Here is a 25405-nt window from a genome sequence, read left to right as displayed (position 1 = left end):
GGGAGGATACATCGATGCCTAAAGTAGCTATTTACAAACAAGATGGTTCTCAAGCTGGCGATTTAGAGCTTAATGCTTCCGTTTTCGGTATTGAACCAAACCAAAATGTATTATTTGATGCTGTAATCATGCAGCAAGCGTCACTTCGTCAAGGTAACCACGACGTGAAAAACCGTTCTGAAGTTGCCGGTGGCGGACGCAAACCATGGAGACAAAAAGGAACTGGACGTGCTCGTCAAGGTTCAATCCGTTCTCCGCAATGGGTAGGCGGTGGAGTCGTTTTCGGACCAACGCCAAGAAGCTATTCTTACAAATTGCCTAAGAAAGTTCGCCGTTTAGCTATTAAATCTGCACTTTCTTCAAAGGTAATCGATAATAACCTAGTAGTTCTTGATGCTCTTTCTTTGGATGCTCCAAAGACTAAAGACATGAAGCAAGTACTGACAAATCTATCCGCAGATCGCAAAGCACTTGTTGTGACAGGAGATTTCAACGAATTTGTTGCTTTATCTGCTCGTAACATCCCTGGTGTAACTGTTGTTACAGCAACTGGTGTTAATGTGCTTGATGTGCTTAACCACGACAAGCTTGTTATGACAAGAGACGCTGTGGAAAAAGTAGAGGAGGTGCTTGCATAATGGATGCACGTGATATTATTAAGCGCCCCGTAATTACAGAGCGTTCTACTGAAATTATGGCTGACGGAAAATACACTTTCGAAGTTGACACTCGCGCAACAAAGACTCAAATCAAAATTGCGTTGGAAGACATTTTCGGAATTAAAGTTGCATCAGTAAACACTGCGAACTACAAAGGGAAATTCAAACGTGTAGGTCGTCATACTGGTTATACTTCAAAACGTAAAAAAGCAATCATTACTTTAACTCCAGGAAGCAAAGAATTGGACTTCTTTGAAGGAGTTTAAGATCAACAAGTAAAGGAGGGAAACACAAATGGGTATCAAAAAGTTTAAACCGATCACTAACGGTCGCCGTGGTATGACTCAGCTTGACTTTGCTGAAATTACTACTGACAAACCAGAAAAATCATTGCTTGCACCACTAAGCAAAAAAGCCGGACGCAACAACCAAGGTAAACTTACTGTTCGTCACCAAGGCGGTGGGCACAAGCGTAAATACAGAATCATCGACTTTAAACGCAACAAAGATGGAATACCAGGACGCGTTGCTACAATCGAGTATGATCCAAACCGTACTGCAAACATCGCGCTAATCAACTATGTTGATGGTGAAAAACGTTACATCCTAGCTCCTAAAGGACTTAAAGTAGGCCAAGAAATCATGTCTGGCGTTGGCGCTGACATTAAAGTAGGGAATGCACTTCCACTAGCGAACATTCCTGTAGGTTCTACAATCCACAACATCGAGCTAAAACCTGGCAAAGGCGGACAGCTTGCTCGTTCTGCTGGTGCTGAAGCTCAACTTCTTGGTAAAGAAGAAAAGTATGCTCTTGTTCGTTTAGGCTCTGGAGAAGTTCGTATGATCCTTCTAACTTGCCGTGCAACAATCGGTCAAGTAGGTAACCTTGAGCATGAACTTGTTAACGTAGGTAAAGCAGGTCGCTCTCGCTGGATGGGTATCCGTCCAACAGTTCGTGGTTCTGTAATGAACCCTAACGATCACCCACACGGTGGTGGTGAAGGACGCGCTCCAATCGGACGTAAATCACCAATGTCACCATGGGGCAAACCGACTCTTGGCTACAAGACTCGTAAGAAAAACAAAACAACCGACAAGTACATCGTACGCCGTCGTAAAAAATAACGTGTTTGTTCTACGGTTCAATCGAACCGTAGCGCAGTCGCGAAGGGAGGTTCACGTATGGGTCGCAGTTTGAAAAAAGGACCTTTTGTTGATGACCACTTAATGAAAAAAGTTGAAGGCTTGAACGAAACTAATGACAAAAAAGTTGTTAAAACTTGGTCTCGCCGTTCTACAATTTTCCCGGAATTCATCGGACACACATTAGCAGTATATGATGGACGTAAGCATGTGCCGGTTTATGTTACAGAAGACATGGTCGGACATAAGTTGGGTGAATTTGCACCAACTCGTACTTACAAAGGTCATGCCGCTGATGATAAGAAAACAAGACGTTAATTGAGGGGAGGTACACAAAATGCAAGCAAAAGCTGTTGCTAAACAAGTGCGTATTGCTCCTCGTAAGGCTAGAATTGTTATCGATCTGATTCGAGGTAAGCAAGTAGGCGAAGCACTTGCGATCTTACGCCTAACACCAAAAGCTGCTTCTCCAGTGATTGAAAAGGTGTTAAAGTCTGCTATCGCAAACGCGGAACACAACTATGAAATGGAACCAAACAACCTTGTGGTATCATCTGCATTCGTAGATGAAGGCATTACGTTAAAACGTTTCCGTCCTCGTGCAATGGGACGTGCAAGCCGTATTAACAAGCGTACTAGCCACATCACTATCGTTGTTTCTGAAAAGAAGGAGGGATAAGACGTGGGTCAAAAAGTAAATCCGATAGGACTACGTATTGGCGTCATCCGTGACTGGGAGTCAAAGTGGTACGCTGACAAAGACTATGCTGATCTATTACACGAAGATCTTAAAATTCGTAATTATATCGAAAAGCGTTTAAAAGACGCGGCTGTATCCGGCGTTGAAATCGAACGTGCAGCTAACCGCGTAAACATCACGATCAAAACTGCTAAGCCTGGTATGGTTATCGGTAAGGGTGGTACTGAAGTCGAAGCACTTCGTAAAGCACTTAACGAACTAACTGGCAAGCGAGTACATGTAAACATCTTTGAAATCAAGCAAGCTGATGTTGATGCTAAGCTTGTTGCTGAAAATATTGCTCGTCAATTGGAAAACCGTGTGTCTTTCCGTCGTGCAATGAAGCAATCGATCCAACGTTCTATGCGTGCTGGAGCAAAAGGAATCAAGACAGAAGTATCAGGACGTCTTGGTGGAGCAGATATCGCTCGTTCAGAATCTTACAGTGAAGGAACTGTTCCTCTTCATACCCTTCGTGCAGACATCGACTACGGAACTGCAGAAGCAGACACAACTTACGGTAAAATCGGCGTTAAAATCTGGATCTACCGTGGGGAAGTCCTTCCAACAAGAGGAACGAAAAAAGCGGAAGGAGGCAAATAATTATGTTATTGCCAAAACGTGTTAAATACCGCCGTGAACACCGCGGGAAAATGCGCGGACGTGCAAAAGGCGGAGCTGAAGTAGCATTCGGCGAATATGGTTTGCAAGCTGTTGAAGCATCTTGGATCACAAACCGCCAGATCGAAGCAGCTCGTATCGCGATGACTCGTTACATGAAGCGTGGCGGTAAAGTATGGATTAAAATTTTCCCATCTAAACCTTATACAGCTAAACCGCTAGAAGTCCGAATGGGTTCTGGTAAAGGGGCGCCTGAAGGTTGGGTTGCTGTAGTAAAACCAGGAAAAATCATGTTTGAAATCGCTGGTGTATCCGAAGAAGTAGCTCGCGAAGCACTTCGTCTTGCTGCACACAAGCTTCCTGTGAAATGTAAATTTGTAAAACGCGAAGAAGTGGGTGGTGACACTAATGAAGGCTAATGATATCCGTAACTTGACCACTGCTGAAATTGAACAAAACGCTAAGTCTTTGAAAGAAGAGCTTTTCAATCTTCGCTTTCAACTAGCTACAGGTCAATTAGAAAACCCTGCCCGCATTCGTGAAGTTCGTAAAGCAATTGCCCGTGCAAAAACTGTTTTACGTGAAAGAGAGCTAGGGATTACTAACGCTTAACATTGAGAGGAGGTTCGCACAATGAGTGAACGTAACCAGCGTAAAGTTTATGTTGGCCGTGTTGTATCTGACAAGATGGACAAAACAATCACTGTGCTTGTAGAGACTTACAAAAAACACCCTTTATATAACAAGCGTGTTAAGTACTCTAAGAAATTTAAAGCTCATGATGAAAACAACACTGCAAGAGTAAATGATATGGTAAGAATCATGGAAACTCGTCCGCTTTCTAAAGACAAACGTTTCCGTTTAGTAGAAGTGGTTGAAGTAGCAGTAGTTATTTAATATATGTTCGGATCGAAAATGTATCCGAAAGGAGGTCAATTCGCATGATTCAACAAGAGACTCGTTTAAAAGTAGCTGACAACTCAGGTGCTCGTGAGTTACTTTGTATTAAAGTTCTTGGTGGTTCTGGACGTAAATACGCAAACGTTGGTGACATCATCGTCTGTTCTGTAAAATCTGCAACACCAGGCGGCGTTGTTAAGAAAGGTGATGTCGTTAAAGCGGTTGTTGTTCGTACGAAACGCGGAATGCGCCGTAACGATGGATCTTCCATCCGTTTTGACGAAAACGCAGCAGTAATCGTTCGTGATGACAAGGGTCCTCGTGGTACTCGTATTTTTGGACCAGTTGCACGTGAACTTCGTGACAAACAATTCATGAAGATCGTATCACTTGCTCCAGAAGTACTTTAATTATCAATAGAATGCAAGGCTCAAAAAGTAGGCTTGTAAGGAGGTGCAACACGCTCATGCCAATGCATGTAAAAAAAGGCGATAAAGTACAAGTGATTTCTGGTAAGGATAAAGGCAAACAAGGAGTAATTCTTGAAGCTTATCCGAAACAAAATCGTGTCCTTGTAGAAGGCGTTAATATCGTTAAGAAACACGCGAAACCGTCTCAGGCTAATCCACAAGGTGGAATCGTAAGCCAAGAAGCTCCGGTTCACGTTTCTAACGTAATGCCTCTTGATCCAAAGACTGGTGCTCCTACCCGTGTAGGTCACAAAGAAGTCGATGGTAAAAAAGTTCGTGTAGCTAAATCAGGTGAAGTTTTAGATAAATAATAGCAGTGAAAGGAGGGCATCTTGATGAACCGTCTACAAGAGCGTTATAAAAGTGAGATTGTTCCTTCTCTAGTAGAGAAGTTTAACTACACTTCTGTAATGGAAGTTCCAAAGATCGAAAAAATTGTAATCAACATGGGTGTTGGTGACGCAGTTTCCAACTCTAAAGTATTGGACACAGCAGTTGAAGAGCTAACAGCTATCGCTGGTCAAAAGCCAGTAATCACTCGTGCTAAGAAATCTATCGCAGGCTTCAAGCTTCGTGAAGGGATGCCGATCGGTACAAAAGTAACTCTTCGCGGAGAACGCATGTTTGATTTCTTAGACAAACTAATCTCTGTTACACTTCCACGTGTTCGTGACTTCCGTGGTATTTCAAAGAAAGCTTTTGATGGCCGTGGTAACTACACTCTTGGTGTAAAAGAACAATTGATCTTCCCGGAGATCGATTATGATAAAGTTAACAAAGTTCGCGGTATGGACATCGTTATCGTAACGACTGCCAACACGGACGAAGAGGCACGTGAGCTATTGACTCAAGTAGGAATGCCTTTCCAAAAATAATCTTTAAGCCAAAGGAGGTAAACCCGTGGCAAAGAAATCTATGATTGCTAAGCAACAACGCCAGCAAAAGTTCAAAGTGCAGGAATACACTCGCTGTGAACGATGCGGGCGTCCTCATTCAGTAATCCGCAAGTTTAAACTATGCCGTATTTGCTTTAGAGAACTTGCTTATAAAGGTCAAATTCCTGGTGTTAAAAAAGCCAGCTGGTAATACCCTGAACAAAGGGAAGGAGGTAAATATCAATGGTCATGACAGATCCAATTGCAGATATGCTTACTCGTATTCGCAACGCTAACACTGTTCGTCACGATAAATTAGAGGTTCCTGGCTCAACGATTAAGAAAGAAATCGCAGAAATCCTCAAGCGTGAAGGCTTTGTACGTGATGTGGAATACATTGAAGATAATAAACAAGGGATGATTCGCATCTTCCTTAAATACGGTTCTAACAATGAACGTGTAATTACTGGTCTTAAACGAATCAGTAAGCCTGGACTACGTGTTTATGCAAAATCAACTGAACTTCCACGAGTACTTGGAGGATTGGGGATTGCGCTAGTATCCACTTCTAAAGGCGTTCTAACTGACAAAGAAGCTCGCCAGCAACAAGTCGGCGGCGAAGTATTAGCATACGTTTGGTAAAAATTAAGCAGCGAATGGAGGTGTCATTATGTCTCGCATAGGTAATAAACCTGTTGAAATCCCAAGCGGCGTAACAGTTGATTTGAAGGAGAACAACCTTGTCACTGTTAAAGGTCCTAAGGGTGAACTAACTCGTAAATTCCACAACGATATTAAAATCAATGTGGCTGAAAGCACAATCACTTTTGAGCGCCCGAGCGATCACAAAGAACATCGTGCTTTACACGGAACAACTAGAAGCGTACTTAACAACATGGTTGTTGGTGTTACAACTGGATATGAAAGAGCACTAGATATCATTGGTGTAGGTTACCGTGCTTCTAAGTCTGGTAACAAACTTATCCTTAACGTTGGATACTCTCATCCAGTAGAAATCGTTCCTGAAAAAGGAATTGACATTGATGTTCCTTCTAACACGAAAGTAATTGTTAAAGGTATCGATAAAGAACGCGTTGGCGAAATCGCAGCAAACATCCGTTCAGTACGTGCTCCTGAGCCTTACAAAGGTAAAGGTATCCGTTATGAAGGTGAGTTTGTACGACGCAAAGAAGGTAAGACTGGTAAATAAGGCCGTTAAGAAGTTAGCGGAAAGGAGTGCATAGGATGATCACTAAAGCGGATAAAAATGTCGCTCGTAAAAAAAGACATGCTCGTGTTCGCCGCTCTGTAATCGGAACAGCACAACGTCCTCGTTTGAACGTATTCCGTTCTACCAAGCATATTTATGCTCAACTGATCGATGATCAAAACGGAGTTACAATCGCATCTGCCTCTTCATTAGATAAAGGCGTTGATGTTAAAAACGGCGGTAACGTTGAAGCTGCTAAGGCAATTGGCGAAGCCATTGCTAAACGCGGTGCAGAAAAAGGCGTTAAATCAGTAGTATTCGACCGTGGCGGATATCTATATCATGGACGTGTAAAAGCATTAGCTGATGCAGCCCGTGAGGCTGGGTTAGAATTTTAATAGAAGGAGGGAAACTGATGCGTATCGACCCTAATAAACTTGAACTTGAAGAACGTGTCGTAACGGTCAACCGTGTAGCGAAGGTTGTAAAAGGTGGACGTCGTTTCCGCTTTGCTGCAGTCGTTGTCGTTGGTGACAAAAATGGTCATGTCGGATTTGGTACTGGTAAAGCACAAGAAGTACCAGATGCTATCCGTAAAGCAATTGAAGACGCAAAGAAAAATCTTATTACAGTACCAGTTGTTCGTACAACGATCCCTCACCAAATTACAGGACAATTTGGCGCAGGAAAAGTATTGCTTAAGCCTGCTTCTGAGGGTACTGGAGTTATCGCGGGCGGACCTGTCCGTGCGGTACTAGAACTTGCTGGTGTTGGCGATATTCTTTCTAAATCTCTTGGATCTAACAACCCGATCAACATGGTGCGTGCTACGATCGAAGGATTAAGAAATCTTAAACGCGCTGAGGACGTTGCGAAACTTCGCGGCAAATCAGTAGAAGAGCTTTTAGGTTAAGGAGGGAATAGTAGATGGCTAAGAAATTAGAAATCACCCTCACACGCAGTGTTATCGGTCGTCCTGAGAATCAGCGTGTAACTGTTAAGACTCTAGGTCTTAGAAAAATGCATCAAACGGTTGTTCACGAAGATAACGCAGCAATCCGTGGAATGGTTAACAAGGTATCTCACCTTTTAACTGTTACTGAAATCGACGCGTAAAACGATAAATAAATCATGAGGAGGTGCTCAGATGAAACTTCATGAGTTGAAACCAGCTGAAGGATCCCGTTCAACACGCAACCGTGTAGGACGCGGTATCGGATCAGGAAATGGTAAAACCAGTGGACGTGGTCACAAAGGACAAAAGGCTCGTTCTGGTGGAGGAGTTCGTCCGGGATTTGAGGGTGGACAAAATCCATTAGCACGTCGTTTGCCTAAACGTGGATTCACAAACCCAACTCGTAAAGAGTACTCAATTGTTAATCTTGAAAAACTTGCTCGTTTTGAAGAAGGAACAGAGGTAACTCCAGAACTTCTTATCGAAACTGGCGTAGTAAGCAAAGAAAATAGCGGCATTAAAGTTCTAGGAAATGGCAAGTTAGGAGTTAAGCTTACAGTTAAGGCCCACAAATTCTCTGCTTCTGCTAAAGAAGCTATTGAAGCAGCCGGCGGAAAAACTGAGGTGATCTAATGTTCCGGACAATCTCCAACATTATGCGTGTGGGTGATCTGAGAAACAAGATTCTTTTTACACTCTTGATGCTGATCGTTTTCAGGATCGGAACATTTATTCCTGTTCCAGGTGTGAATCGCGAAGTTCTCAAGTTTGGCACTGAAAATAACGCAAGTATTTTTGGATTCTTGAACACGTTCGGTGGTGGAGCATTAAAAAACTTCTCCATCTTTGCAATGGGTATCATGCCATACATTACAGCATCAATCATTGTTCAGCTGCTTCAGATGGATGTGGTTCCTAAATTTACGGAGTGGAGTAAACAAGGGGAAGTGGGCCGACGCAAGCTGGCTCAGTTCACCAGGTACGGAACGATTGTCCTCGGCTTTATCCAAGCTGTAGGGATGTCAATAGGTTTTAACAACCTGTTCCCTGGGCTGATCTCAGATCCGGGAATCATGACGTATTTGTTTATTGCGTTAGTATTGACTGCAGGAACTGCCTTCTTGATGTGGTTAGGTGAGCAGATTACCCTTAAGGGAATTGGAAATGGGATTTCCGTTCTCATTTTCGCGGGGATTGTCGCAGCTATTCCTACAGCAGTTAACCAGATATATGCAGCGCAATTCAAAGGCGCAAACGATCAGCTGTTTATGCATATTGTAACTGTACTTCTGTTACTGATCGCTATTATCTTAGTTGTTGTCGGCGTTATCTTTATTCAACAAGGTTTGCGTAAAATCCCGATTCAGTATGCAAAACGAGTCGTCGGAAATAAGCCTGTTGGCGGTCAATCCACGCACTTGCCGATCAAAGTCAATGCAGCAGGAGTTATCCCGGTTATCTTTGCGATTTCCTTGATTATCACTCCGCGTACGGTTGCCGGCTTTTTCGAGCAAAACAGTGTGACCAAATGGATTGTCAATACGTTTGACTACACCCAGCCAGTCGGAATGATTATATATGCGCTTTTAATTATTGGATTTTCGTACTTCTATACTTTCATTCAAGTCAACCCAGAACAAATGGCAGACAACTTGAAGAAACAGGGCGGTTATATTCCCGGCATTCGTCCAGGAGCTAACACTCAGGCGTATATTACGAAAATTTTATATCGATTAACTTTTGTAGGATCTCTATTCCTTGCGTTGATCGCTATTCTCCCGGTAATCTTTACAGCAATTCCAGGGCTTAACCTTCCGCCTTCTATCCGAATTGGCGGAACGAGCATACTGATTGTTGTAGGTGTGGCATTAGACACGATGAAGCAGATTGAAAGCCAGTTGATCAAACGGCATTACAAAGGCTTCATTAAGTAGAGGAAAGGGAAGAGCCTTTTCTTCCCAAACCCTCAGTCTATTGACTAGATTAGTGACGTATGGAGGGATTAGATGTATCTTGTATTAATGGGATTGCCTGGTGCCGGTAAAGGGACACAGGCAGAACAAATTGTTGAACAGTACGGAATTCCTCATATTTCTACTGGAGATATGTTTCGCGCAGCGATAAAAGAAGGTACTCCTCTCGGTCTGAAGGCAAAGTCATATATGGATTCCGGCAACTTGGTTCCGGATGATGTAACGATCGGAATTGTCCGTGAACGTCTTGCCAAAGATGACTGTGAAAAAGGATTCCTGCTTGATGGTTTCCCTCGTACTGTTGCTCAAGCTGAAGCGCTTGAGGAAATTCTTCGCGATTTGGAACGCCAGATTGATTATGTACTCAATATTTCTGTTGATACAGATAAATTGATGCAGCGGTTGACTGGCCGCCGGGTTTGCCCGGAATGCGGAGCCACTTATCATGTGATTTTCAATCCGCCTAAAGTGGATGGAAAATGTGACAAGGACGGCACTGAATTAATTCAACGCAAAGATGATAACGAAGAGACTGTTCGTACCCGCTTGGAAGTAAACATGGAGCAATCCAAACCTTTGCTTGATTTCTATAAAGAAAAAGGTTACCTCAAGAACATTGATGGCGATCAGGAAATCAATAAAGTGTATAACGATATCAACAAACTTATTGGAGGGTTGGCAAAATGATTATCTGCAAAACGCCGCGGGAGATAGAAATCATGCGGGAAGCAGGGAGAATCGTTGCCCTAACTCACCAAGAGTTAAAGAAACACATTATACCTGGTGTGACAACGAAAGAACTGGATAACATTGCTGAAAAGTTTATTCGCAGCCAGGGTGCAATCCCTTCATTCAAGGATTATAATGGATTTACGGGAAGCATCTGTACTTCCGTTAATGAAGAGCTTGTACATGGAATCCCAGGAAGGCGTGTATTGAACCATGGCGACATTATCTCTTTAGATATTGGGGCGAAATACAAAGGCTATCATGGGGATTCAGCCTGGACGTACGGGGTTGGAGAGATTTCTGAGGAATCTCAAAAGCTTCTCGATGTAACCGAGCAATCTCTATTCAAAGGATTAGAGAAAGCGAAGGCAGGTGCCAGACTAACAGACATTTCTCATGACATTCAAGTATATGCAGAAGCTGAAGGGTTCTCTGTTGTACGAGAGTACGTGGGTCATGGAGTCGGCCAGGAATTGCATGAAGATCCGCAAATTCCTCATTACGGACCGCCCGGCAAAGGGCCGATCCTAAAAAAGGGAATGGTATTGGCTGTTGAGCCGATGATCAATGCTGGATCTCGTTACGTTCGAACATTATCCGATAACTGGACGGTTGTCACAACGGATGGCAAATGGTGTGCTCACTTCGAACATACCATCGCTATTACGGAGGAAGGTTACGAAATCTTAACAAAGATCTAGGTGAAGGTGATATAATGGTTAGCGATTCTGAATCGGTACCGCAAATAGGTCAGATGGTTCGAATCATAAAGGGAAGAGACGCTGAGAAATTAGGTGTCATTGTAAATATCCTGGATGATCGTTTTGTACTTATAGCCGATGGCGATAAACGCAAATATGATCGCGCCAAACGTAAAAACCTGATTCACTTAGAACTTCTTGATTTTATTTCTCCGGAAGTTGCAAGAAGCATTCTTGAAACAGGCCGTGTAACTAATGGCAAACTACGGTACGCAGTAGCGAAGTTTTCCGACGAGAAAGTCATTGCTCTGAAGAAGGGAGACCATATCGATGGCTAAAGATGATGTAATTGAGGTAGAAGGTACGGTAATCGAACCACTGCCAAACGCCATGTTCCGAGTGGAGCTTGAGAATGGACATAAAATTCTAGCGCACGTTTCTGGTAAGATCCGTATGCACTACATTCGTATATTACCAGGGGATAAAGTAACCGTAGAATTGTCTCCATATGACTTATCACGTGGTCGTATAACGTATCGCTTTAAATAAAAAATCGTACTCCGTGACATAAGGAGGTTTAAAAGATGAAGGTTAGACCATCAGTCAAACCCATTTGTGAAAAATGTAAAGTTATTCGTCGTAGAGGTACTGTTATGGTGATCTGCGAAAACCCGAAACACAAGCAAAAACAAGGTTAATCCAAGGAGGTGCTAAATTATGGCACGTATTGCAGGAGTGGACGTTCCACGCGATAAGCGTATTGTCATTTCACTAACATATATCTTTGGAATCGGGAAAGCTAAAGCACAACAAGTTCTTGCTGAAGCTGGCGTATCTGAAGAAACTCGTGTTCGTGATCTTACAGAAGATGAATTAAACAAAATTCGTGAAGCGATCGACAAAATTAAAGTTGAAGGTGACCTTCGCCGTGAAGTGTCTCTTAACATTAAACGTCTTATTGAAATCGGCAGCTACCGTGGGATCCGCCACCGTCGCGGTCTTCCAGTTCGCGGTCAGAATACGAAGAACAACTCTCGTACTCGTAAAGGACCTCGTCGTACAGTAGCGAATAAGAAAAAGTAAGAGTAAAGGAGGTAAACTCTAATGGCTAAGCAACGTAAAACTAACACACGTAAACGTCGTGTCAAAAAGAATATTGAGACTGGTATCGCGCATATCCGTTCGACTTTCAACAACACGATCATTACGATTACTGATACACACGGGAATGCAATCTCTTGGGCTACATCTGGCCACTTAGGATTCAAAGGTTCTCGTAAATCAACTCCGTTCGCAGCGCAAATGGCAGCTGAAACTGCTGGTAAAACTGCAATGGAAAATGGCATGAAAACACTAGAGGTTTCTGTTAAAGGCCCTGGTGCTGGCCGTGAAGCTGCAATCCGTGCCCTTCAAGCGGTAGGTTTAGAAGTAACAGCTATTCGCGATGTTACACCTGTTCCTCATAACGGATGCCGTCCTCCAAAACGCCGCCGCGTGTAACAATAGTTACACTCTTCGGTATAAAGTATGCATAGCCTGTCTATAATGGGTATGTATACTATTAGTTTTGGTGAAGAACACTAATTAGTTGTTTAAGTCGGGAATGCCATTGGGGAATTTCGGCTGGGTTCTGCCCGGTCGAGGTTCGACGTTTGAAGGAGGGTTTAGTTGAATGATCGAAATCGAAAAGCCAAGAATTGAAACGGTTGAAATCAGCGACGATGCCACATATGGAAAGTTTGTTGTTGAACCACTTGAACGTGGATATGGTACTACACTGGGCAACTCCTTACGTCGTATCCTATTATCCTCACTGCCTGGTGCAGCTGTTACATCAATTCAGATTAATGGAGTATTGCATGAGTTCTCAACAGTTGAAGGTGTTGTAGAAGACGTTACTACGATCATCCTTAACTTGAAAAAGCTTGCGATGAAGATTTATTCTGAAGAAGATAAAACATTGGAAATAGATGTACAGGGTGAGGGAGTCGTTACAGCTGGTGACATTACACATGACAGTGATGTGGAAATTTTGAATCCGGACCTTCATATTGCTACTCTTGCAGAAGGCGCTCATTTCCAAATGAAGCTGAATGCAAAGAGAGGCCGCGGTTACGTTCAGGCGGAAGGCAATAAGAGTGAAGATCTTCCAATCGGAGTTATTCCGGTGGATTCAATTTACACACCAATTTCTCGTGTAAACTACCAGGTAGAAAATACCCGCGTTGGACAAGTGACAAACTATGACAAGCTTACATTTGACATTTGGACAGATGGAAGCATCCGTCCTGAAGAGGCAGTTTCTCTTGGAGCGAAGATCATTACCGAACATTTGAATATATTTGTCGGACTAACCGATCAAGCGCAAAAAGCTGAAATTATGGTTGAAAAAGAAGAAGACCAAAAGGAAAAAGTTCTTGAAATGACGATTGAAGAACTTGATCTTTCTGTGCGTTCTTACAACTGCCTTAAGCGCGCTGGTATTAATACAGTTCAAGAACTTGCTAATAAATCAGAAGAAGACATGATGAAAGTTCGCAACCTCGGTAAGAAGTCTCTTGAAGAAGTTCAAGAAAAACTTGACGAGCTCGGGCTTTCATTACGTGCTGACGATTAATCTGACAGACTAGAATTTGCTTTTTCACAGGTGACTGTTTTTATAAACAGCCCCTGTCTGCAAAAAGCACAGAAGGAGGGAATAGACATGGCATACCAAAAGTTGGGTCGTGTTTCAGCTGTTCGCCGCGCAATGCTGCGTGACTTAGCAACTGACTTAATTATCAACGATCGTATCGAAACAACAGAAGCACGTGCTAAAGAAGTACGTAAATTTGTTGAAAAGATGATCACGCTTGGTAAGCGTGGAGACCTTCACGCACGCCGTCAAGCTGCAAGTTTCGTACGAAACGAAGTAGCTAACGAAGAATCAGGACAAAAGGCAATTCAAAAACTATTTAGTGACCTTGGACCTCGTTATGCTGAGCGTAATGGTGGTTACACTCGTATCGCTAAAATCGGTCCTCGCCGTGGTGACGGTGCACCTATGGTCATCATCGAATTAGTTTAATAGTGAATAAAGGGCGGGACAGGGTCGTAAAGATCGTTTCTTGCCCTTTTTTTATTTGGTGAAAAATTCACCAAACAAAAAAAGTAAGCATCGAAGAAACAGTGCCTGGCACCGCAGTTCACTTTCAGGTGCCTGGCACGGAAAAACATCCTGCAAAGGAAGATAAAAGCTGGTCCTGAAAGGGTCAGTAGATGTTTTTAAGGTAAGCATTGCTGACTTAAAAGATGTTATTTCCGTGATGCAAATCACAAATGTAGTAACGCTTCGATTAGTTACTTAAATATCTGGAGTCAGGCACCTGAATGTAAAAAACGGTGCCAGACACCATTTCAAGAAGTAAAGTGTTTTTTCAAAGAAGTAATAGCTGAGCTGAGGGGGAGAAAAACGTGAAGGAACTGATATCGGTCAATAACGTTTCCTTCCAGTACCCGAGCGAGGAGAAAACCACACTGGCGGATTTAAGCCTCTCGGTGTACCAAGGAGAATGGCTGGCGATTGTCGGCCATAACGGGTCCGGAAAATCTACACTGGCTAAATTGCTCAACGGACTGCTTCTGCCTTCTTCAGGAGAGATAAAGGTAGAAGACTACACAACGACAAACGAACAAGAACTATGGGAGATCAGAAGGCGGGTCGGCATCGTTTTTCAAAATCCGGACAACCAGTTCGTCGGGACAAGTGTCAGAGACGATGTGGCGTTTGGGTTGGAAAACTTCGGTGTGCCCCGTGAAGAGATGATTTCTCGTATTGAACAAAGCATTCAGCGTGTAAAGATGCAGGAGTTTATTGAAAGTGAACCTCACCATCTTTCAGGCGGCCAGAAGCAGCGTGTTGCCATTGCCGGCATCATTGCCCAAAAGCCGTCTATCATCATCCTCGATGAAGCGACTTCCATGCTGGATCCGATGGGCCGGAAAGAAGTCATCGACACGGTGAAACAACTGAACGAGGAAGAAGGGATTACTGTTATCTCCATTACGCATGATCTGGAGGAAGCGGTCCGTGCTGACCGGGTCATGGTCATGAAACAAGGTTCCATCCTCACGACAGGAAGTCCGAGACAAGTGTTCCAGAACGAGTCGTTATTGCTGGATGCCGGCTTGGATCTGCCGTTCTCCCTTAAACTCGGATTAGCGCTTAAGGAAAATGGGATAGGCTTAAAAGAACAACATTTAACACAGGAAGAATTGGTGGGTGCATTATGGACATTAAAATCAACAACCTAACCCATCGCTACAAGCCTGGAACGCCTTTTGAGCGGCTTGCACTAAAGGATGTGAATCTATCTATTCCATCGGGCTCATTCCTTGCAGTCATCGGTCACACGGGTTCTGGGAAGTCGACGCTCATTCAGCATTTGAACGGCCTGTTAAAGCCATCTGAAGGCACCATACAGGTTGGGGACCTGACGATTGCTGCCAATGAGAAAAAGAAACAGCTAAAAGCCCTGCGCAAAAGAGTAGGTATTGTCTTTCAATATCCAGAACATCAGTTATTTGATGAAACGGTGGAGAAGGATGTCATGTTCGGTCCGATGAACTTCGGGCAGAGTGAAGAAGCAGCCAGAAAAACAGCTCGAGAGATGGTTAAGCTTGTCGGGCTTCCGGATGAGGTACTGCAAAAGTCACCTTTTGACTTGAGCGGCGGACAGATGCGGCGGGTAGCTATCGCAGGTGTTCTTGCGATGCAGCCTGAAGTGCTGATTCTGGATGAGCCGACAGCGGGGCTAGATCCAAAAGGGCGCAAAGAGATCATGGACTTATTCCGTGCCCTTCATGATCAGCGTAAGACGACGACCATCCTTGTTACGCATTCCATGGAGGATGCTGCGTATTATGCGGACCATATTGTTGTCATGGATAAAGGATCCACCTATCTAGAAGGCACTCCTGCGGAAATCTTTGATAAACGGGACGAGCTTCAGGCTGTTGGGCTGGATGTGCCGGAAACGGTGCAGTTTTTGCTCAAGTGGCAGGAATTGACGAAGAATCCAATGAAACTATCCTCTTTTACCATTGAAGAAACAGCTAAAGCCATTGCGGCTGACTTCGGCAAGGAGGGTCAATATGCTAGATAACGTGATCATTGGGCAGTATATTCCGGGCCGTTCCGTCATCCACAAGATGGACCCGCGTGCGAAGCTGCTCAGCATCTTTTTGTTTATTTTCGTGGTCTTTCTGGCCAATAACTGGCTGACCTATGTCCTGCTCGGCATTTTTGCAGCGGGTGCTATGCTGTCATCCCAGGTATCGCTCCGTTATATCTATAAAGGGCTTAAACCCATTTTTCTTATTGTCATTTTTACATTCATCCTGCATATTGTGATGACGAAGCAAGGCGATGTCATCTACCACCTGGGATGGCTGAAGATTTATGAAGGCGGCTTAAAGCAAGGGGTATTCATCTCACTTCGTCTCGTCTATCTCGTTGTCATAACATCATTGCTGACGCTGACGACCACACCGATCGATATAACAGATGGACTTGAATACTTACTGTCTCCTTTTAAAAAGATAAAGCTGCCCGTTCATGAGTTTGCCCTCATGATGTCCATTTCTCTCCGCTTCATTCCTACGCTGCTGCAGGAAACGGAGAAAATCATGAAGGCACAGATGGCCCGGGGTGCAGAGTTTACAACTGGTCCTATAAAAGAGCGCGTCAAAGCGTTTGTTCCGCTGCTGGTGCCTTTGTTTATCTCATCCTTTAAACGTGCGGAAGACCTGGCTCTCGCAATGGAAGCCCGCGGTTACCGAGGGGGAGAGGGCAGGACGAGGCTGCGCATTCTGGAATGGAGATTCAGGGATACAGCCTCTCTGCTCATTCTGCTCGCATTGGCCGTCGTTCTTTTCGTATTCCGAACGCATTAATCTTAAGGGAGTTTGATGTATGCAGCGCTGGAAAGCTACCGTAAGCTATGATGGCACCTTGTTTGCCGGCTATCAGGTTCAGCCGGAGGGCCGTACTGTACAGAGTGAGATTGAACGGAGCCTGGCCAAAATGCATAAAGGCGAGGATCTGCGCATCTCGGCTTCTGGAAGGACAGATGCAGGAGTCCATGCCATTGGGCAGGTATGTCACTTTGACAGCCCGTTGGCCATTGCCGGAGACCGTTGGCAGAAAGCCCTGAATGCGCTGCTGCCCAGTGATATACGCATCACGAAAGTGGAAGCTGTTGCTCCGGATTTTCATGCGCGTTTCAGTGCACAGAAGAAGGAGTATCATTATCGGCTATTGACCTGCAGTCAGCCAGATGTTTTCCGCCGGCATTATGCGTATCATTTTCCTTATTCTCTAAATCGTGGCGCCTTGGAAGAGGGCATGAGGATGTTCTTGGGAACACACGACTTTACATCGTTTTCCTCGGCCCGTTCCACTGTTGAGGACAAAATACGTACCATCTACCGTTTTGATATGGACACGTCTACAAACGAGATCATTTTTAAAGTGAGCGGGAGCGGGTTTTTGTATAACATGGTCCGAATCATGATTGGCACTCTTCTTGATGCAGGCCAGGGCAGGATCGAGCCGAAGGAAATCGAAGCGATGCTGCAGGAGAAGAACCGGATTGCTGCAGGAAAGACGGCTCCTCCGCACGGTTTATACTTATATCACGTCACCTATTAAAATTCTAAAAAAACATGTAGTAATTTTATAAAAAATTACCTAGTGATTTTATAAAAAATCACCTTATAAATTTCTCGACACACTTGACATCGTTGTTTATATGTTATAAGATATTCTTTGGTATTTCTAAGATTATCTCCCTGCCCCGGAAGATAATTCGGCGAAATGTTTAGTAATTCAAAAATGTTCAGCGAACCGTATTTTACTGTGAGTTTGAACAGCATTCATAAAAAAATTGAGCGATTTAGCGAATGAAGATACAGGAGGGAAAATTCATGCGTACGACATTCATGGCGAAAGCTTCTGAAGTAGAACGTAAGTGGTTATTGATCGACGCTGAAGGAAAGACATTAGGTCGTCTTGCAAGTGAAGTTGCAGCAATCCTTCGCGGAAAACACAAACCAACTTTTACACCACATGTTGATACTGGAGATCATGTAATCCTAATCAACGCAGAAAAAATTCATCTAACAGGTAAAAAGTTAAGTGACAAGATTTACTACCGTCACACTGGACACCCAGGTGGACTTCGCACAAGAACTGCATTAGAAATGCGTACAACTCGTTCTGAGCAAATGCTTGAATTAGCGATCAAAGGTATGCTTCCTAAGAACAGCCTTGGCCGTCAAATGATCAAAAAGCTTCACGTATATGCTGGAGCTGAGCACCAACACCAAGCACAAAAGCCAGAAAAATACGAATTACGCGGATAATAAAAGGGAGGTATTCACGTGGCACAAGTACAATATTACGGTACTGGGCGTCGTAAGCACTCCGTTGCTCGCGTACGTTTAGTTCCTGGTGATGGCCGTATCGTAATCAACGGTCGCAGCATTGACGAATATTTCGGTTTAGAAACATTAAAACTTATCGTAAGACAGCCCCTTAACGAAACAGCTACAGAAGGTAACTACGACGTTCTTGTAACTGTTCAAGGTGGAGGATATACAGGACAAGCAGGAGCGATCCGTCATGGTATCTCTCGCGCTCTTCTACAAGCAGATCCAGAATTCCGCGGCAACCTTAAGTCTGCTGGATTCTTGACTCGTGACGCTCGTATGAAAGAACGTAAGAAATACGGTCTTAAGGGCGCTCGTCGTGCACCACAGTTCTCAAAACGTTAATCTTTACGTTTCAAGGCTCTCAACCATTTGGTTGGGGGTCTTTTTTGTTGTTCAGGCACTTAATCTTCACTTTGAGCTCATGTTCCTTTCGCTACTCGTAAACAATAGCTGTAACAGACCGAGTTTTCTGAAGGAGGGATATGATGTCGGAGTTAATGGAGGTATTTTGGAGGACCTTGCTGGCTTTTGCTTTGTTTTTAGGAATCGCCCGGCTGCTTGGAAAGCAAACCTTGTCGTATCTGACACTGAATCATTTTATAGCTGCTGCCACTCTTGGGTCGATCACCGCTAACCTGGCATTTAATCTTAATATCGAGACATGGCATGCAGTACTCGCGATGATTACCTTCTTTGTTGCCTCCATCCTCATTTTGCTTTGGACGGTAAAAAGCAGAAAGGCGCGCAGGTGGATATCGGGAGAACCGACAGTGCTGATTGAAGACGGAACCATTTTGGAAAAAAACATGGGGAAAGCAAAATTTACGATTGATAACCTGAACCAGCTTCTTAGAGAGAAGGGGGTATTTGATATCAATGAGGTCCAATATGCCATCCTGGAAACAAACGGAGGCATCTCTGTTCAAAAAAAGCCGCCATTCAGAATGCTCACGCAACAAGACATGGGTATTGCTTCCCAAAAGAATGACGCACAGTTTCCTGTGGAGCTTATTATGGAAAAACAAGTTCTGACGAAAAACCTTATGCAGAATAATTTATCGGAAGCATGGCTTCATGAGGAGTTAAAAAAGAAAAACCTGACCCTGCCGGACGTATATTATGCTGTAAAAGGAACGAACGGCAACCTGTACATTGACTGTTATAAAGACAAGCTGGAGGCACCGATTGATAAGGAATAACGGTTAAACAAGCGTTTAAGCTTTTAATCCGTCCAGCCTCAGCGCCTAGATACCCGTGTACTTCGGTCTTTGTCAGAAAACAAAAAGCGTTTTATGACAAAGCCCTCCAGTGCTTATCGTCTCTAAACAGTCGTTTCAGCATCTCTTTTTTCCCATCATTTACGCAGGATGATGCTTTACTCTTTTGCAAAAGATGTAGTTAAGGGTGAACCCATTAATTATATAGATATGTGATTGGCGCATCTGCGCGGGAAGAGGAAAAATGATGGCGATTGTAATTACAACATTTAGGGAGAAGCAGCGTACGAAAAAAGCGGAGTACGAAAGAAAAGTGCTGAGGGATCTTTCGCTAGGAAAGATCAAAAAGGAATTCCAAAGCCTGTATCAGCCGTTCTTTCAATATTCTTTGCTGTATCAGCAGGACATTGAAGACGCCTGCATTGATCTGGCGATTGATGCCTACTTGCTTGGGGCTGCGTACAGCCGGTTTGCGTATCACGGGGAATCGCTGGATGGCATTAAGAAACGCAGCCAACAGGCTGAAAAGGAATTGACGGACAGCCTCTTTGAATATTGGCAGTTCTGGTGCTGGGGAACAGAACAGATGATGGAATCTCTATATATGTGCTGTGAAGTGTATATCCAGCATTGGTGGCTCGAAGGATACTGGAACGGAGAGAAAAGATACAGAATGAAGCTTCATTAAGTTATATTCATCGTCTTGTCCCATATATATAGACATATATGACTGTTTATTAGGGGGCAAAAATGAAGAAGCGGGTAAAGCAAGTTGCCTTTGCCTTAGGTTTTACACTTCTGCTATTTATCTTAACGTACCAGTTTACGGAAAACCGGTCTTGGAAATCGTGGAACCTGCCGCTATCAGGTAAGGTAATCGTGCTGGATCCAGGACACGGCGGAATGGATGGCGGGGCAGTCGGCAGTGACGGTGTGCTGGAAAAGGACATCTCATTGGATATATCGCTTAAGTTGAGGGATTATTTGCAGGAATCCGGGGCTCTCGTGATAATGACGAGGGAAAGAGATAAGGATTTAAGCGGTAGAGACTCTGGGCGAATTCGGGCCCGGAAATGGGAAGATTTACGAAAACGAAAAGAAATCATCAATGGATCCAACGGGGACTTATATGTGAGCATTCATCTAAATGCTTTGCCCTCCAGCCGATGGAGAGGCGCACAAGTATTTTTTAATCCCGCAGACAAAAAAGGGGAAGCGGCCTCTAAATTTATTCAAAATGAACTTAAACGCAACCTTCAGAATACCAACCGGATTGCCAAATCCATTGATGGCATCTATTTGATGCGGACGAGCAAACTGCCTGCAACATTGGTCGAGGTTGGCTTCTTGTCCAATCCGAACGAGCGGGAGCTGCTTAAAACCAAGTCCTATCAGCATAAGGTTTCGGCATCAGTTTACCAAGGCATCCTTCGTTATTATACAAAAGAAAAGATACCTGATTAAGGTGCGAGCCCTTCGGCTTGCACCTTTTAGCTTATGAGTCAACGATTAAAGCCATTTGTGCTATACTGAATATGAAAATGAAATCGAATACATGCAAAGGAAGTGTCTTTACCATGACAGAAGAGAAAGTAATTGAACTTTTATCTCATATTCAAGACCCTTTTTTACATAAAAGCCTGACAGAATCAGGGGCGATTCAAGAAATAAAAGTAAAGGAAAGCTACGTAAGCTTAAAAGTAGCTTTGCCTCAAACAGGAACACCTGAACAGATGATGCTTCAGCAGGAAATCGTTAATATTCTAAAAGGTGCTGGATTCGAATCAGTCGGCCTGAGGTTTGAAGAACGCAAACCCGCTCAGGAAGCCCAAAAAGCGGCACCTGGTGTACCGTCTTTGCTAGCGCCGGAAAGTAAGACAGAATTTATCGCGATTGCCAGCGGTAAAGGCGGAGTCGGAAAATCCACCGTATCCGTAAACCTTGCCGTTGCTCTTGCCCGTCTCGGCAAAAAAGTAGGATTGATCGATGCGGACATTTATGGGTTCAGTGTTCCGGATATGATGGGTATCACAGAACGGCCGAAAGTAGTGGGCGAAACCATACAGCCGGTCGAACGTTTCGGTGTAAAAGTCATTTCCATGGCCTTTTTCGTTGAGGACAATGCACCTGTTATCTGGCGCGGACCTATGCTCGGCAAGATGCTGATGAATTTCTTCAGTGAAGTAGAATGGGGAGAACTTGACTACGTTTTGCTGGATCTGCCGCCGGGAACCGGAGATGTGGCCCTGGATGTTCATAAGATGCTGCCTAAATGCAAAGAAATCATTGTTACCACTCCGCATGCAACAGCAGCTTTCGTTGCGGCAAGAGCGGGAACAATGGCATTAAAAACCGATCATGAGATCATCGGTGTTATTGAAAATATGTCCTTTTTTGAGAGCCAGCTGACTGGAGAAAAAGAATATGTATTCGGTAAAGGCGGTGGAGAGCGCCTTTCAGAAGAACTCGGAATCCCAATGCTTGGCCAGCTTCCACTCGGCCAGCCTGATATTAACGAAGATGACTTTGCACCAAGTATCTATGCTGCGGATCATCGTCTTGGAAGAGCTTATGAAGACATCGCACAAAAGGTCATCGATCAGGTTAAATAAAACAAAACCTCGTACTGAAATCCAGTACGAGGTTTTTTAACGGTTATTGGCCGCCTCCGCCTCCGCCGCCTCCGCCGCCTCCGCCGCCTTGCTGATTCTGCTGCTGACCGCCCTGTTGTCCTTTTTTGGAGGTGGCCTGATCAATTTCGTCGTGTGCAGCTTTTTGCAGCATCTCAGCTAATTGAGCACGCACAATCGGGCTGTCGAAGGTTTCCATCATGACTTTCTTTACTTCTTTTCGGTATTGAGGGGAATTGGCAAGGTCCAATAGTTCTTGTCCCATCTTGGGATCTTTCATAATGTTCATGATCTGTTGCTGATAAGAAGGGTCTTTCATTAGACCTTTCATTAACTTTTCGTGTTCTGGCTTCATGCTTTTTGCATAAGCCGCAGCAAATTTAGGATCCTTAAAGGCTTGTTTCCAAAATTGTTCGCCTTTGGGAGATAACAGCTCTTTCTCGATCGTCTGTTTAATTAATGCCTGATCAAGCAATAGCTGTTCCTTCATTTTTTCATCAGATAATACATCTTTAATGGCCTTTTTGCCGTCATCTGTTTTTAATATATCCACCAGCATGTTTTTGGTTGCATCATAATCGATGTTCTGGGAACTGCTTCCTTGTGCTTCATTTTGCGCACAGGCGCTTAGGGCAAAAAGAAGAAAACAGAAGAGACATGGGATCCACGTTTTTTTCACGTCTGCTCCTTCTCCTTTCTATTAGGTCTTACCTTTAGGTTGGGTGTTTTGAGAAGATTTATGCAGAACAAATATAGGAAAACAGTATGGCTTTTTTGGGGTAGGATTGGTACAATCGATAACGGTTACATTTGGATTGGAGGCAATCACGTGAAGTCAAGAAACTGGGTCTTTTTATTTATTACTACGTTGCTCTTAGGAATTGGCTGCGCTATTGTGGCAGGTTTGATATCACAATTTCCGCAAAGCGGAGGTGTGAAAGAGTTTTTTATCTATATACTCGGTCTTGTTGGTTTTGGCGCATTGTTCAGTGTGTTCAGCCAAATGGGCTTTTTTGCGTACTTGACGGTTCACCGATTCGGTTTGGGAATATTTAAATCGCAATCTCTTTGGAATGGTGTACAGATCGTTCTTATTATTGTTGTTCTCTTTGACTTATTTTATCTGCGGTATACCGCGTTTCATAAAGCGGGACAAAGCCTTGCTTCCTACAGCTTGATTCCAATCGGCGTGCTGATTCTAGGGTTTGCGGTGGCTTATCTTAAACAAAAGCAAACCAACAAGGGAGCATTTGTCCCAACGCTGTTTTTCATCATCGTGGTTACGACGATGGAGTGGGTCCCAGTTTTAAAAACAAACGCTCCAAGTGCCATGTGGATGGCATTTGCGGCTCTTGGTGCCTGCAATACTTATCAGATCTTAATGCTGCACCGGCTCATTAATCAAAATACAGGAACAAAATCAAAAACTTCCGCTGTCTAGGCGGAAGTTTTTTTGTGAGAATTAATGGACTTCCTGGCTTTGTGCCTGAGTGTTGGCAATCATTTCACCAACGCTGACAAACGAATAACCCTCCGATTTTAATTTGCTGATAATTTCTGGCAGGGCTTTATGTGTCTGCTTGACTGAGTCAGAAGCATGCAGGAGAAGGATATCTCCAGGTTTCACGTGACCAGTCGCATTTTGCACGATCTTTTCGACTCCGGGATTTTTCCAGTCTTTCGTATCGATGCTCCAATGCACAACAGAATGGTGAGTACCTTCTGAGACTTCAAGGACCCGTTTATCAAAATTGCCATTCGGCGGACGAAGGAGCGTCGTTGTTTTTCCGGAAACCTTTTTGATTTTTTCCTGTGCGATTAAGATGTCTCTTCGAATTCGGGGAACTTCCCAATCCGTATAGTTCTTATATTGATAACCGAGGCTGGCAATTTCGTGCCCATCTTTTACGATTCGTTCAATAATTTCAGGATGCCTTTCCGCCCAGGCGGCAGAAACAAAGAAGGTGCAATTTTTGATTCCTTGTTTTTTCAGTACGTTTAAGATAGGAATAGCTCTCTTGTCTCCCCAGCTGATATCAAACGTCAGCGCGACTTTGTTCCCTTTTTCTTCACCTTTATAGATTGCCCGGGGCCCATCTTTGGATGAAAAAACAGATAATTGCTCTTGTCCCATAAATGCAAGTGAAGCGGCAAAGAAGGCAGCAAACACAACGACCATATACTGCTTCACTTTCTTACCGTTAACCACCATGAAAAATTTCATACCGTCCCCCCTAATCCTGTATATTGAGCTGATCCTTTTTCTTTTTCGTTTGCCAGAGCTGTCTGCCTAAGGAAATATATATGACCAGTGAGGACAAGATAGACCACAGACAGGAAACGGCCATTTATATACATAGAAAACAAGGGGGCGGGAACGATAGCTTAAAACAAACACTAAAGGAAGCTATGGTGGCGCAATGATAGGCTTAATGATGAATCGCAGGGAAGCAAAGGAATTCGAATATCTTCTAAAAAAAGAAATGGAAGAGCTTTTGTTTGATCTGCAAGATGACAGGCTGGATAAGATAGTAAAATCCGCAATCGAAGAAAGGTACCAGGTTCTCTTTAAGCTCTTTGCCAGGCTGGCCGAACCTGCAGAATGCGCGCGTTTCTGCAGAAGAAAACAGAGCCAATAACATGGCATAAAAGGATTCAATCACTTTTTTTAAATAAAGTATTGACACTAAAAAGCGATACGTGATATAGTATCCCTTGTCGCCGATGAGACGGTGATGAGCAACAAAATATCAACAAAATAATCGTTGACATGATGGTTGCAAAAATGTTAAAGTATAAAAGTCGCCAAAACGAGCGACACAAACTTGTTCTTTGAAAACCAAACAAAAGCCAGGTAAGTCAGGGATTTTACAATCCCATCAATTTTTAAACTTTAAGAGCTATATCAAACACTTTATTGGAGAGTTTGATCCTGGCTCAGGATGAACGCTGGCGGCGTGCCTAATACATGCAAGTCGAGCGGACCAAAGAGAGCTTGCTCTCTGAGGTTAGCGGCGGACGGGTGAGTAACACGTGGGTAACCTGCCTGTAAGACGGGGATAACTTCGGGAAACCGAAGCTAATACCGGAGGATAAAGAGAAACGCCGGT

The 25405-nt window shown here is 43.8% G+C and carries 43 protein-coding genes and 1 rRNA gene; 42 read left to right on the top strand and 2 right to left on the bottom strand.

Annotated elements, in window-relative coordinates; translation table 11 throughout:
- Window positions 1-14: 14 nt before the first annotated feature.
- The 39 genes from rplD (at window position 15) to P4361_RS18850 (ending at window position 22277) form a co-directional block, all read left to right on the top strand.
- Window positions 15-638 carry a 50S ribosomal protein L4 gene (rplD, locus tag P4361_RS19040; protein ID WP_053356196.1) on the top strand — a complete coding sequence of 208 codons (624 nt, stop codon included), beginning with the start codon at window positions 15-17 and terminating at the stop codon, window positions 636-638.
- On the top strand, window positions 638-925 hold the full coding sequence (gene rplW / locus P4361_RS19035) for a 50S ribosomal protein L23 (RefSeq protein ID WP_053356195.1): 288 nt from the start codon (window positions 638-640) through the stop codon (window positions 923-925). Before rplD ends, rplW begins: the two co-directional genes overlap by 1 nt.
- 28 nt (window positions 926-953) lie before the next feature.
- Window positions 954-1784 carry a 50S ribosomal protein L2 gene (gene rplB, locus P4361_RS19030; RefSeq protein WP_053356194.1) on the top strand — a complete coding sequence of 277 codons (831 nt, stop codon included), beginning with the start codon at window positions 954-956 and terminating at the stop codon, window positions 1782-1784.
- A gap of 57 nt (window positions 1785-1841) precedes the next feature.
- The gene (gene rpsS, locus P4361_RS19025) at window positions 1842-2120 is read left to right on the top strand and encodes a 30S ribosomal protein S19 (protein ID WP_053356193.1); all 279 of its coding nucleotides are present in this window, start codon (window positions 1842-1844) and stop codon (window positions 2118-2120) included.
- A 19-nt stretch (window positions 2121-2139) separates the two neighbouring features.
- Window positions 2140-2481, top strand: coding sequence for a 50S ribosomal protein L22 (gene rplV, locus P4361_RS19020; RefSeq protein ID WP_007203546.1), 342 nt, complete (start codon window positions 2140-2142; stop codon window positions 2479-2481).
- A 3-nt stretch (window positions 2482-2484) separates the two neighbouring features.
- A complete protein-coding gene (rpsC, locus tag P4361_RS19015; protein ID WP_062240240.1) occupies window positions 2485-3144 on the top strand; it encodes a 30S ribosomal protein S3 in 660 nt (219 codons plus the stop codon).
- A 2-nt stretch (window positions 3145-3146) separates the two neighbouring features.
- Window positions 3147-3581, top strand: a complete 435-nt coding sequence (gene rplP / locus P4361_RS19010) for a 50S ribosomal protein L16 (RefSeq protein ID WP_053356191.1) — start codon at window positions 3147-3149, stop codon at window positions 3579-3581.
- Window positions 3571-3774 (top strand): 50S ribosomal protein L29, encoded by a 204-nt coding sequence (gene rpmC, locus P4361_RS19005; RefSeq protein ID WP_053356190.1) that lies wholly within the window; start codon window positions 3571-3573, stop codon window positions 3772-3774. The genes rplP and rpmC overlap by 11 nt, the downstream gene beginning before the upstream one ends.
- Window positions 3775-3795: 21 nt before the next feature.
- A complete protein-coding gene (rpsQ, locus tag P4361_RS19000; protein WP_053356189.1) occupies window positions 3796-4059 on the top strand; it encodes a 30S ribosomal protein S17 in 264 nt (87 codons plus the stop codon).
- 44 nt (window positions 4060-4103) lie between these two features.
- Entirely contained in the window at window positions 4104-4472 is a 369-nt protein-coding gene (gene rplN / locus P4361_RS18995; RefSeq protein WP_053356188.1) for a 50S ribosomal protein L14, read from the top strand.
- Between the two features lie 62 nt (window positions 4473-4534).
- The gene (rplX, locus tag P4361_RS18990; protein WP_053358406.1) at window positions 4535-4843 is read left to right on the top strand and encodes a 50S ribosomal protein L24; all 309 of its coding nucleotides are present in this window, start codon (window positions 4535-4537) and stop codon (window positions 4841-4843) included.
- 24 nt (window positions 4844-4867) lie between these two features.
- The gene (gene rplE / locus P4361_RS18985; protein WP_248251082.1) at window positions 4868-5407 is read left to right on the top strand and encodes a 50S ribosomal protein L5; all 540 of its coding nucleotides are present in this window, start codon (window positions 4868-4870) and stop codon (window positions 5405-5407) included.
- Between the two features lie 25 nt (window positions 5408-5432).
- On the top strand, window positions 5433-5618 hold the full coding sequence (gene rpsN / locus P4361_RS18980; protein WP_007203538.1) for a 30S ribosomal protein S14: 186 nt from the start codon (window positions 5433-5435) through the stop codon (window positions 5616-5618).
- Window positions 5619-5650: 32 nt separating this feature from the next.
- Window positions 5651-6049, top strand: a complete 399-nt coding sequence (rpsH, locus tag P4361_RS18975) for a 30S ribosomal protein S8 (protein WP_053356186.1) — start codon at window positions 5651-5653, stop codon at window positions 6047-6049.
- Between the two features lie 28 nt (window positions 6050-6077).
- Window positions 6078-6617, top strand: coding sequence for a 50S ribosomal protein L6 (rplF, locus tag P4361_RS18970; protein ID WP_053356185.1), 540 nt, complete (start codon window positions 6078-6080; stop codon window positions 6615-6617).
- A gap of 35 nt (window positions 6618-6652) precedes the next feature.
- Window positions 6653-7015: a 50S ribosomal protein L18 gene (gene rplR / locus P4361_RS18965; RefSeq protein ID WP_091010607.1), complete on the top strand. Its 363-nt coding sequence runs from the start codon at window positions 6653-6655 to the stop codon at window positions 7013-7015.
- Window positions 7016-7029: 14 nt separating this feature from the next.
- Window positions 7030-7530 carry a 30S ribosomal protein S5 gene (gene rpsE, locus P4361_RS18960; RefSeq protein ID WP_082316075.1) on the top strand — a complete coding sequence of 167 codons (501 nt, stop codon included), beginning with the start codon at window positions 7030-7032 and terminating at the stop codon, window positions 7528-7530.
- Window positions 7531-7544: 14 nt separating this feature from the next.
- On the top strand, window positions 7545-7733 hold the full coding sequence (gene rpmD / locus P4361_RS18955) for a 50S ribosomal protein L30 (protein ID WP_053356182.1): 189 nt from the start codon (window positions 7545-7547) through the stop codon (window positions 7731-7733).
- Between the two features lie 31 nt (window positions 7734-7764).
- Window positions 7765-8205 (top strand): 50S ribosomal protein L15, encoded by a 441-nt coding sequence (rplO, locus tag P4361_RS18950; protein WP_053356181.1) that lies wholly within the window; start codon window positions 7765-7767, stop codon window positions 8203-8205.
- Window positions 8205-9506: a preprotein translocase subunit SecY gene (gene secY, locus P4361_RS18945; protein WP_328090537.1), complete on the top strand. Its 1302-nt coding sequence runs from the start codon at window positions 8205-8207 to the stop codon at window positions 9504-9506. Before rplO ends, secY begins: the two co-directional genes overlap by 1 nt.
- A gap of 72 nt (window positions 9507-9578) precedes the next feature.
- Window positions 9579-10232, top strand: coding sequence for an adenylate kinase (locus P4361_RS18940; RefSeq protein ID WP_053356179.1), 654 nt, complete (start codon window positions 9579-9581; stop codon window positions 10230-10232).
- Window positions 10229-10975 carry a type I methionyl aminopeptidase gene (map, locus tag P4361_RS18935; protein ID WP_062240250.1) on the top strand — a complete coding sequence of 249 codons (747 nt, stop codon included), beginning with the start codon at window positions 10229-10231 and terminating at the stop codon, window positions 10973-10975. The genes P4361_RS18940 and map overlap by 4 nt, the downstream gene beginning before the upstream one ends.
- Window positions 10976-11028: 53 nt before the next feature.
- Window positions 11029-11313 (top strand): KOW domain-containing RNA-binding protein, encoded by a 285-nt coding sequence (locus P4361_RS18930; protein ID WP_231689176.1) that lies wholly within the window; start codon window positions 11029-11031, stop codon window positions 11311-11313.
- Complete coding sequence (gene infA / locus P4361_RS18925; RefSeq protein ID WP_007203527.1) at window positions 11306-11524, top strand: translation initiation factor IF-1; 219 nt, start codon at window positions 11306-11308, stop codon at window positions 11522-11524. The genes P4361_RS18930 and infA overlap by 8 nt, the downstream gene beginning before the upstream one ends.
- Before the next feature lie 35 nt (window positions 11525-11559).
- Window positions 11560-11673, top strand: a complete 114-nt coding sequence (gene rpmJ / locus P4361_RS18920; protein ID WP_007203526.1) for a 50S ribosomal protein L36 — start codon at window positions 11560-11562, stop codon at window positions 11671-11673.
- A 19-nt stretch (window positions 11674-11692) separates the two neighbouring features.
- Window positions 11693-12058, top strand: a complete 366-nt coding sequence (gene rpsM, locus P4361_RS18915) for a 30S ribosomal protein S13 (protein ID WP_053356176.1) — start codon at window positions 11693-11695, stop codon at window positions 12056-12058.
- Window positions 12059-12079: 21 nt separating this feature from the next.
- A complete protein-coding gene (rpsK, locus tag P4361_RS18910; protein WP_053356175.1) occupies window positions 12080-12475 on the top strand; it encodes a 30S ribosomal protein S11 in 396 nt (131 codons plus the stop codon).
- Between the two features lie 172 nt (window positions 12476-12647).
- Window positions 12648-13592 carry a DNA-directed RNA polymerase subunit alpha gene (locus tag P4361_RS18905; RefSeq protein ID WP_062240254.1) on the top strand — a complete coding sequence of 315 codons (945 nt, stop codon included), beginning with the start codon at window positions 12648-12650 and terminating at the stop codon, window positions 13590-13592.
- An 87-nt stretch (window positions 13593-13679) separates the two neighbouring features.
- A complete protein-coding gene (rplQ, locus tag P4361_RS18900; protein ID WP_053356173.1) occupies window positions 13680-14042 on the top strand; it encodes a 50S ribosomal protein L17 in 363 nt (120 codons plus the stop codon).
- A gap of 386 nt (window positions 14043-14428) precedes the next feature.
- Window positions 14429-15268, top strand: coding sequence for an energy-coupling factor ABC transporter ATP-binding protein (locus P4361_RS18895; protein ID WP_062240257.1), 840 nt, complete (start codon window positions 14429-14431; stop codon window positions 15266-15268).
- Complete coding sequence (locus P4361_RS18890; protein ID WP_328090536.1) at window positions 15244-16119, top strand: energy-coupling factor ABC transporter ATP-binding protein; 876 nt, start codon at window positions 15244-15246, stop codon at window positions 16117-16119. Before P4361_RS18895 ends, P4361_RS18890 begins: the two co-directional genes overlap by 25 nt.
- The gene (locus P4361_RS18885; RefSeq protein ID WP_053356169.1) at window positions 16109-16909 is read left to right on the top strand and encodes an energy-coupling factor transporter transmembrane component T family protein; all 801 of its coding nucleotides are present in this window, start codon (window positions 16109-16111) and stop codon (window positions 16907-16909) included. The genes P4361_RS18890 and P4361_RS18885 overlap by 11 nt, the downstream gene beginning before the upstream one ends.
- 19 nt (window positions 16910-16928) lie before the next feature.
- Entirely contained in the window at window positions 16929-17666 is a 738-nt protein-coding gene (gene truA / locus P4361_RS18880) for a tRNA pseudouridine(38-40) synthase TruA (RefSeq protein WP_328090535.1), read from the top strand.
- A 275-nt stretch (window positions 17667-17941) separates the two neighbouring features.
- Entirely contained in the window at window positions 17942-18379 is a 438-nt protein-coding gene (rplM, locus tag P4361_RS18875) for a 50S ribosomal protein L13 (RefSeq protein ID WP_007203517.1), read from the top strand.
- An 18-nt stretch (window positions 18380-18397) separates the two neighbouring features.
- On the top strand, window positions 18398-18790 hold the full coding sequence (gene rpsI, locus P4361_RS18870; RefSeq protein ID WP_053356167.1) for a 30S ribosomal protein S9: 393 nt from the start codon (window positions 18398-18400) through the stop codon (window positions 18788-18790).
- A 143-nt stretch (window positions 18791-18933) separates the two neighbouring features.
- A complete protein-coding gene (locus P4361_RS18865) occupies window positions 18934-19647 on the top strand; it encodes a DUF421 domain-containing protein (protein WP_328090534.1) in 714 nt (237 codons plus the stop codon).
- A gap of 262 nt (window positions 19648-19909) precedes the next feature.
- The gene (locus P4361_RS18860; RefSeq protein ID WP_082316073.1) at window positions 19910-20353 is read left to right on the top strand and encodes a DUF2521 family protein; all 444 of its coding nucleotides are present in this window, start codon (window positions 19910-19912) and stop codon (window positions 20351-20353) included.
- 62 nt (window positions 20354-20415) lie between these two features.
- Window positions 20416-21129 (top strand): N-acetylmuramoyl-L-alanine amidase CwlD, encoded by a 714-nt coding sequence (cwlD, locus tag P4361_RS18855; RefSeq protein WP_062240271.1) that lies wholly within the window; start codon window positions 20416-20418, stop codon window positions 21127-21129.
- 113 nt (window positions 21130-21242) lie between these two features.
- Window positions 21243-22277, top strand: a complete 1035-nt coding sequence (locus P4361_RS18850; protein ID WP_248251092.1) for a P-loop NTPase — start codon at window positions 21243-21245, stop codon at window positions 22275-22277.
- Window positions 22278-22320: 43 nt separating this feature from the next.
- Here P4361_RS18850 and gerD read toward each other — a convergent pair whose 3' ends face one another.
- Complete coding sequence (gene gerD, locus P4361_RS18845; protein ID WP_328090531.1) at window positions 22321-22974, bottom strand: spore germination lipoprotein GerD; 654 nt, start codon at window positions 22972-22974, stop codon at window positions 22321-22323.
- Window positions 22975-23124: 150 nt separating this feature from the next.
- Here gerD and P4361_RS18840 point away from each other — a divergent pair, with 150 nt between their 5' ends.
- Window positions 23125-23736, top strand: coding sequence for a KinB-signaling pathway activation protein (locus P4361_RS18840; RefSeq protein WP_053356161.1), 612 nt, complete (start codon window positions 23125-23127; stop codon window positions 23734-23736).
- Window positions 23737-23757: 21 nt separating this feature from the next.
- Here P4361_RS18840 and pdaB read toward each other — a convergent pair whose 3' ends face one another.
- Entirely contained in the window at window positions 23758-24519 is a 762-nt protein-coding gene (gene pdaB, locus P4361_RS18835; protein WP_062240283.1) for a polysaccharide deacetylase family sporulation protein PdaB, read from the bottom strand.
- Window positions 24520-24715: 196 nt separating this feature from the next.
- Here pdaB and P4361_RS18830 point away from each other — a divergent pair, with 196 nt between their 5' ends.
- Both P4361_RS18830 and P4361_RS18825 read left to right on the top strand, forming a co-directional pair.
- The gene (locus P4361_RS18830; protein ID WP_062240286.1) at window positions 24716-24934 is read left to right on the top strand and encodes a hypothetical protein; all 219 of its coding nucleotides are present in this window, start codon (window positions 24716-24718) and stop codon (window positions 24932-24934) included.
- A 275-nt stretch (window positions 24935-25209) separates the two neighbouring features.
- Window positions 25210-25405 (top strand): 16S ribosomal RNA (locus P4361_RS18825); the annotation flags it as partial.

Source organism: Fictibacillus sp. B-59209, from assembly GCF_036216745.1.
Taxonomy (GTDB): Bacteria; Bacillota; Bacilli; order Bacillales; family Fictibacillaceae; genus Fictibacillus_C; species Fictibacillus_C marinisediminis.
This window is presented reverse-complemented; position numbering and strand designations above follow the sequence as displayed.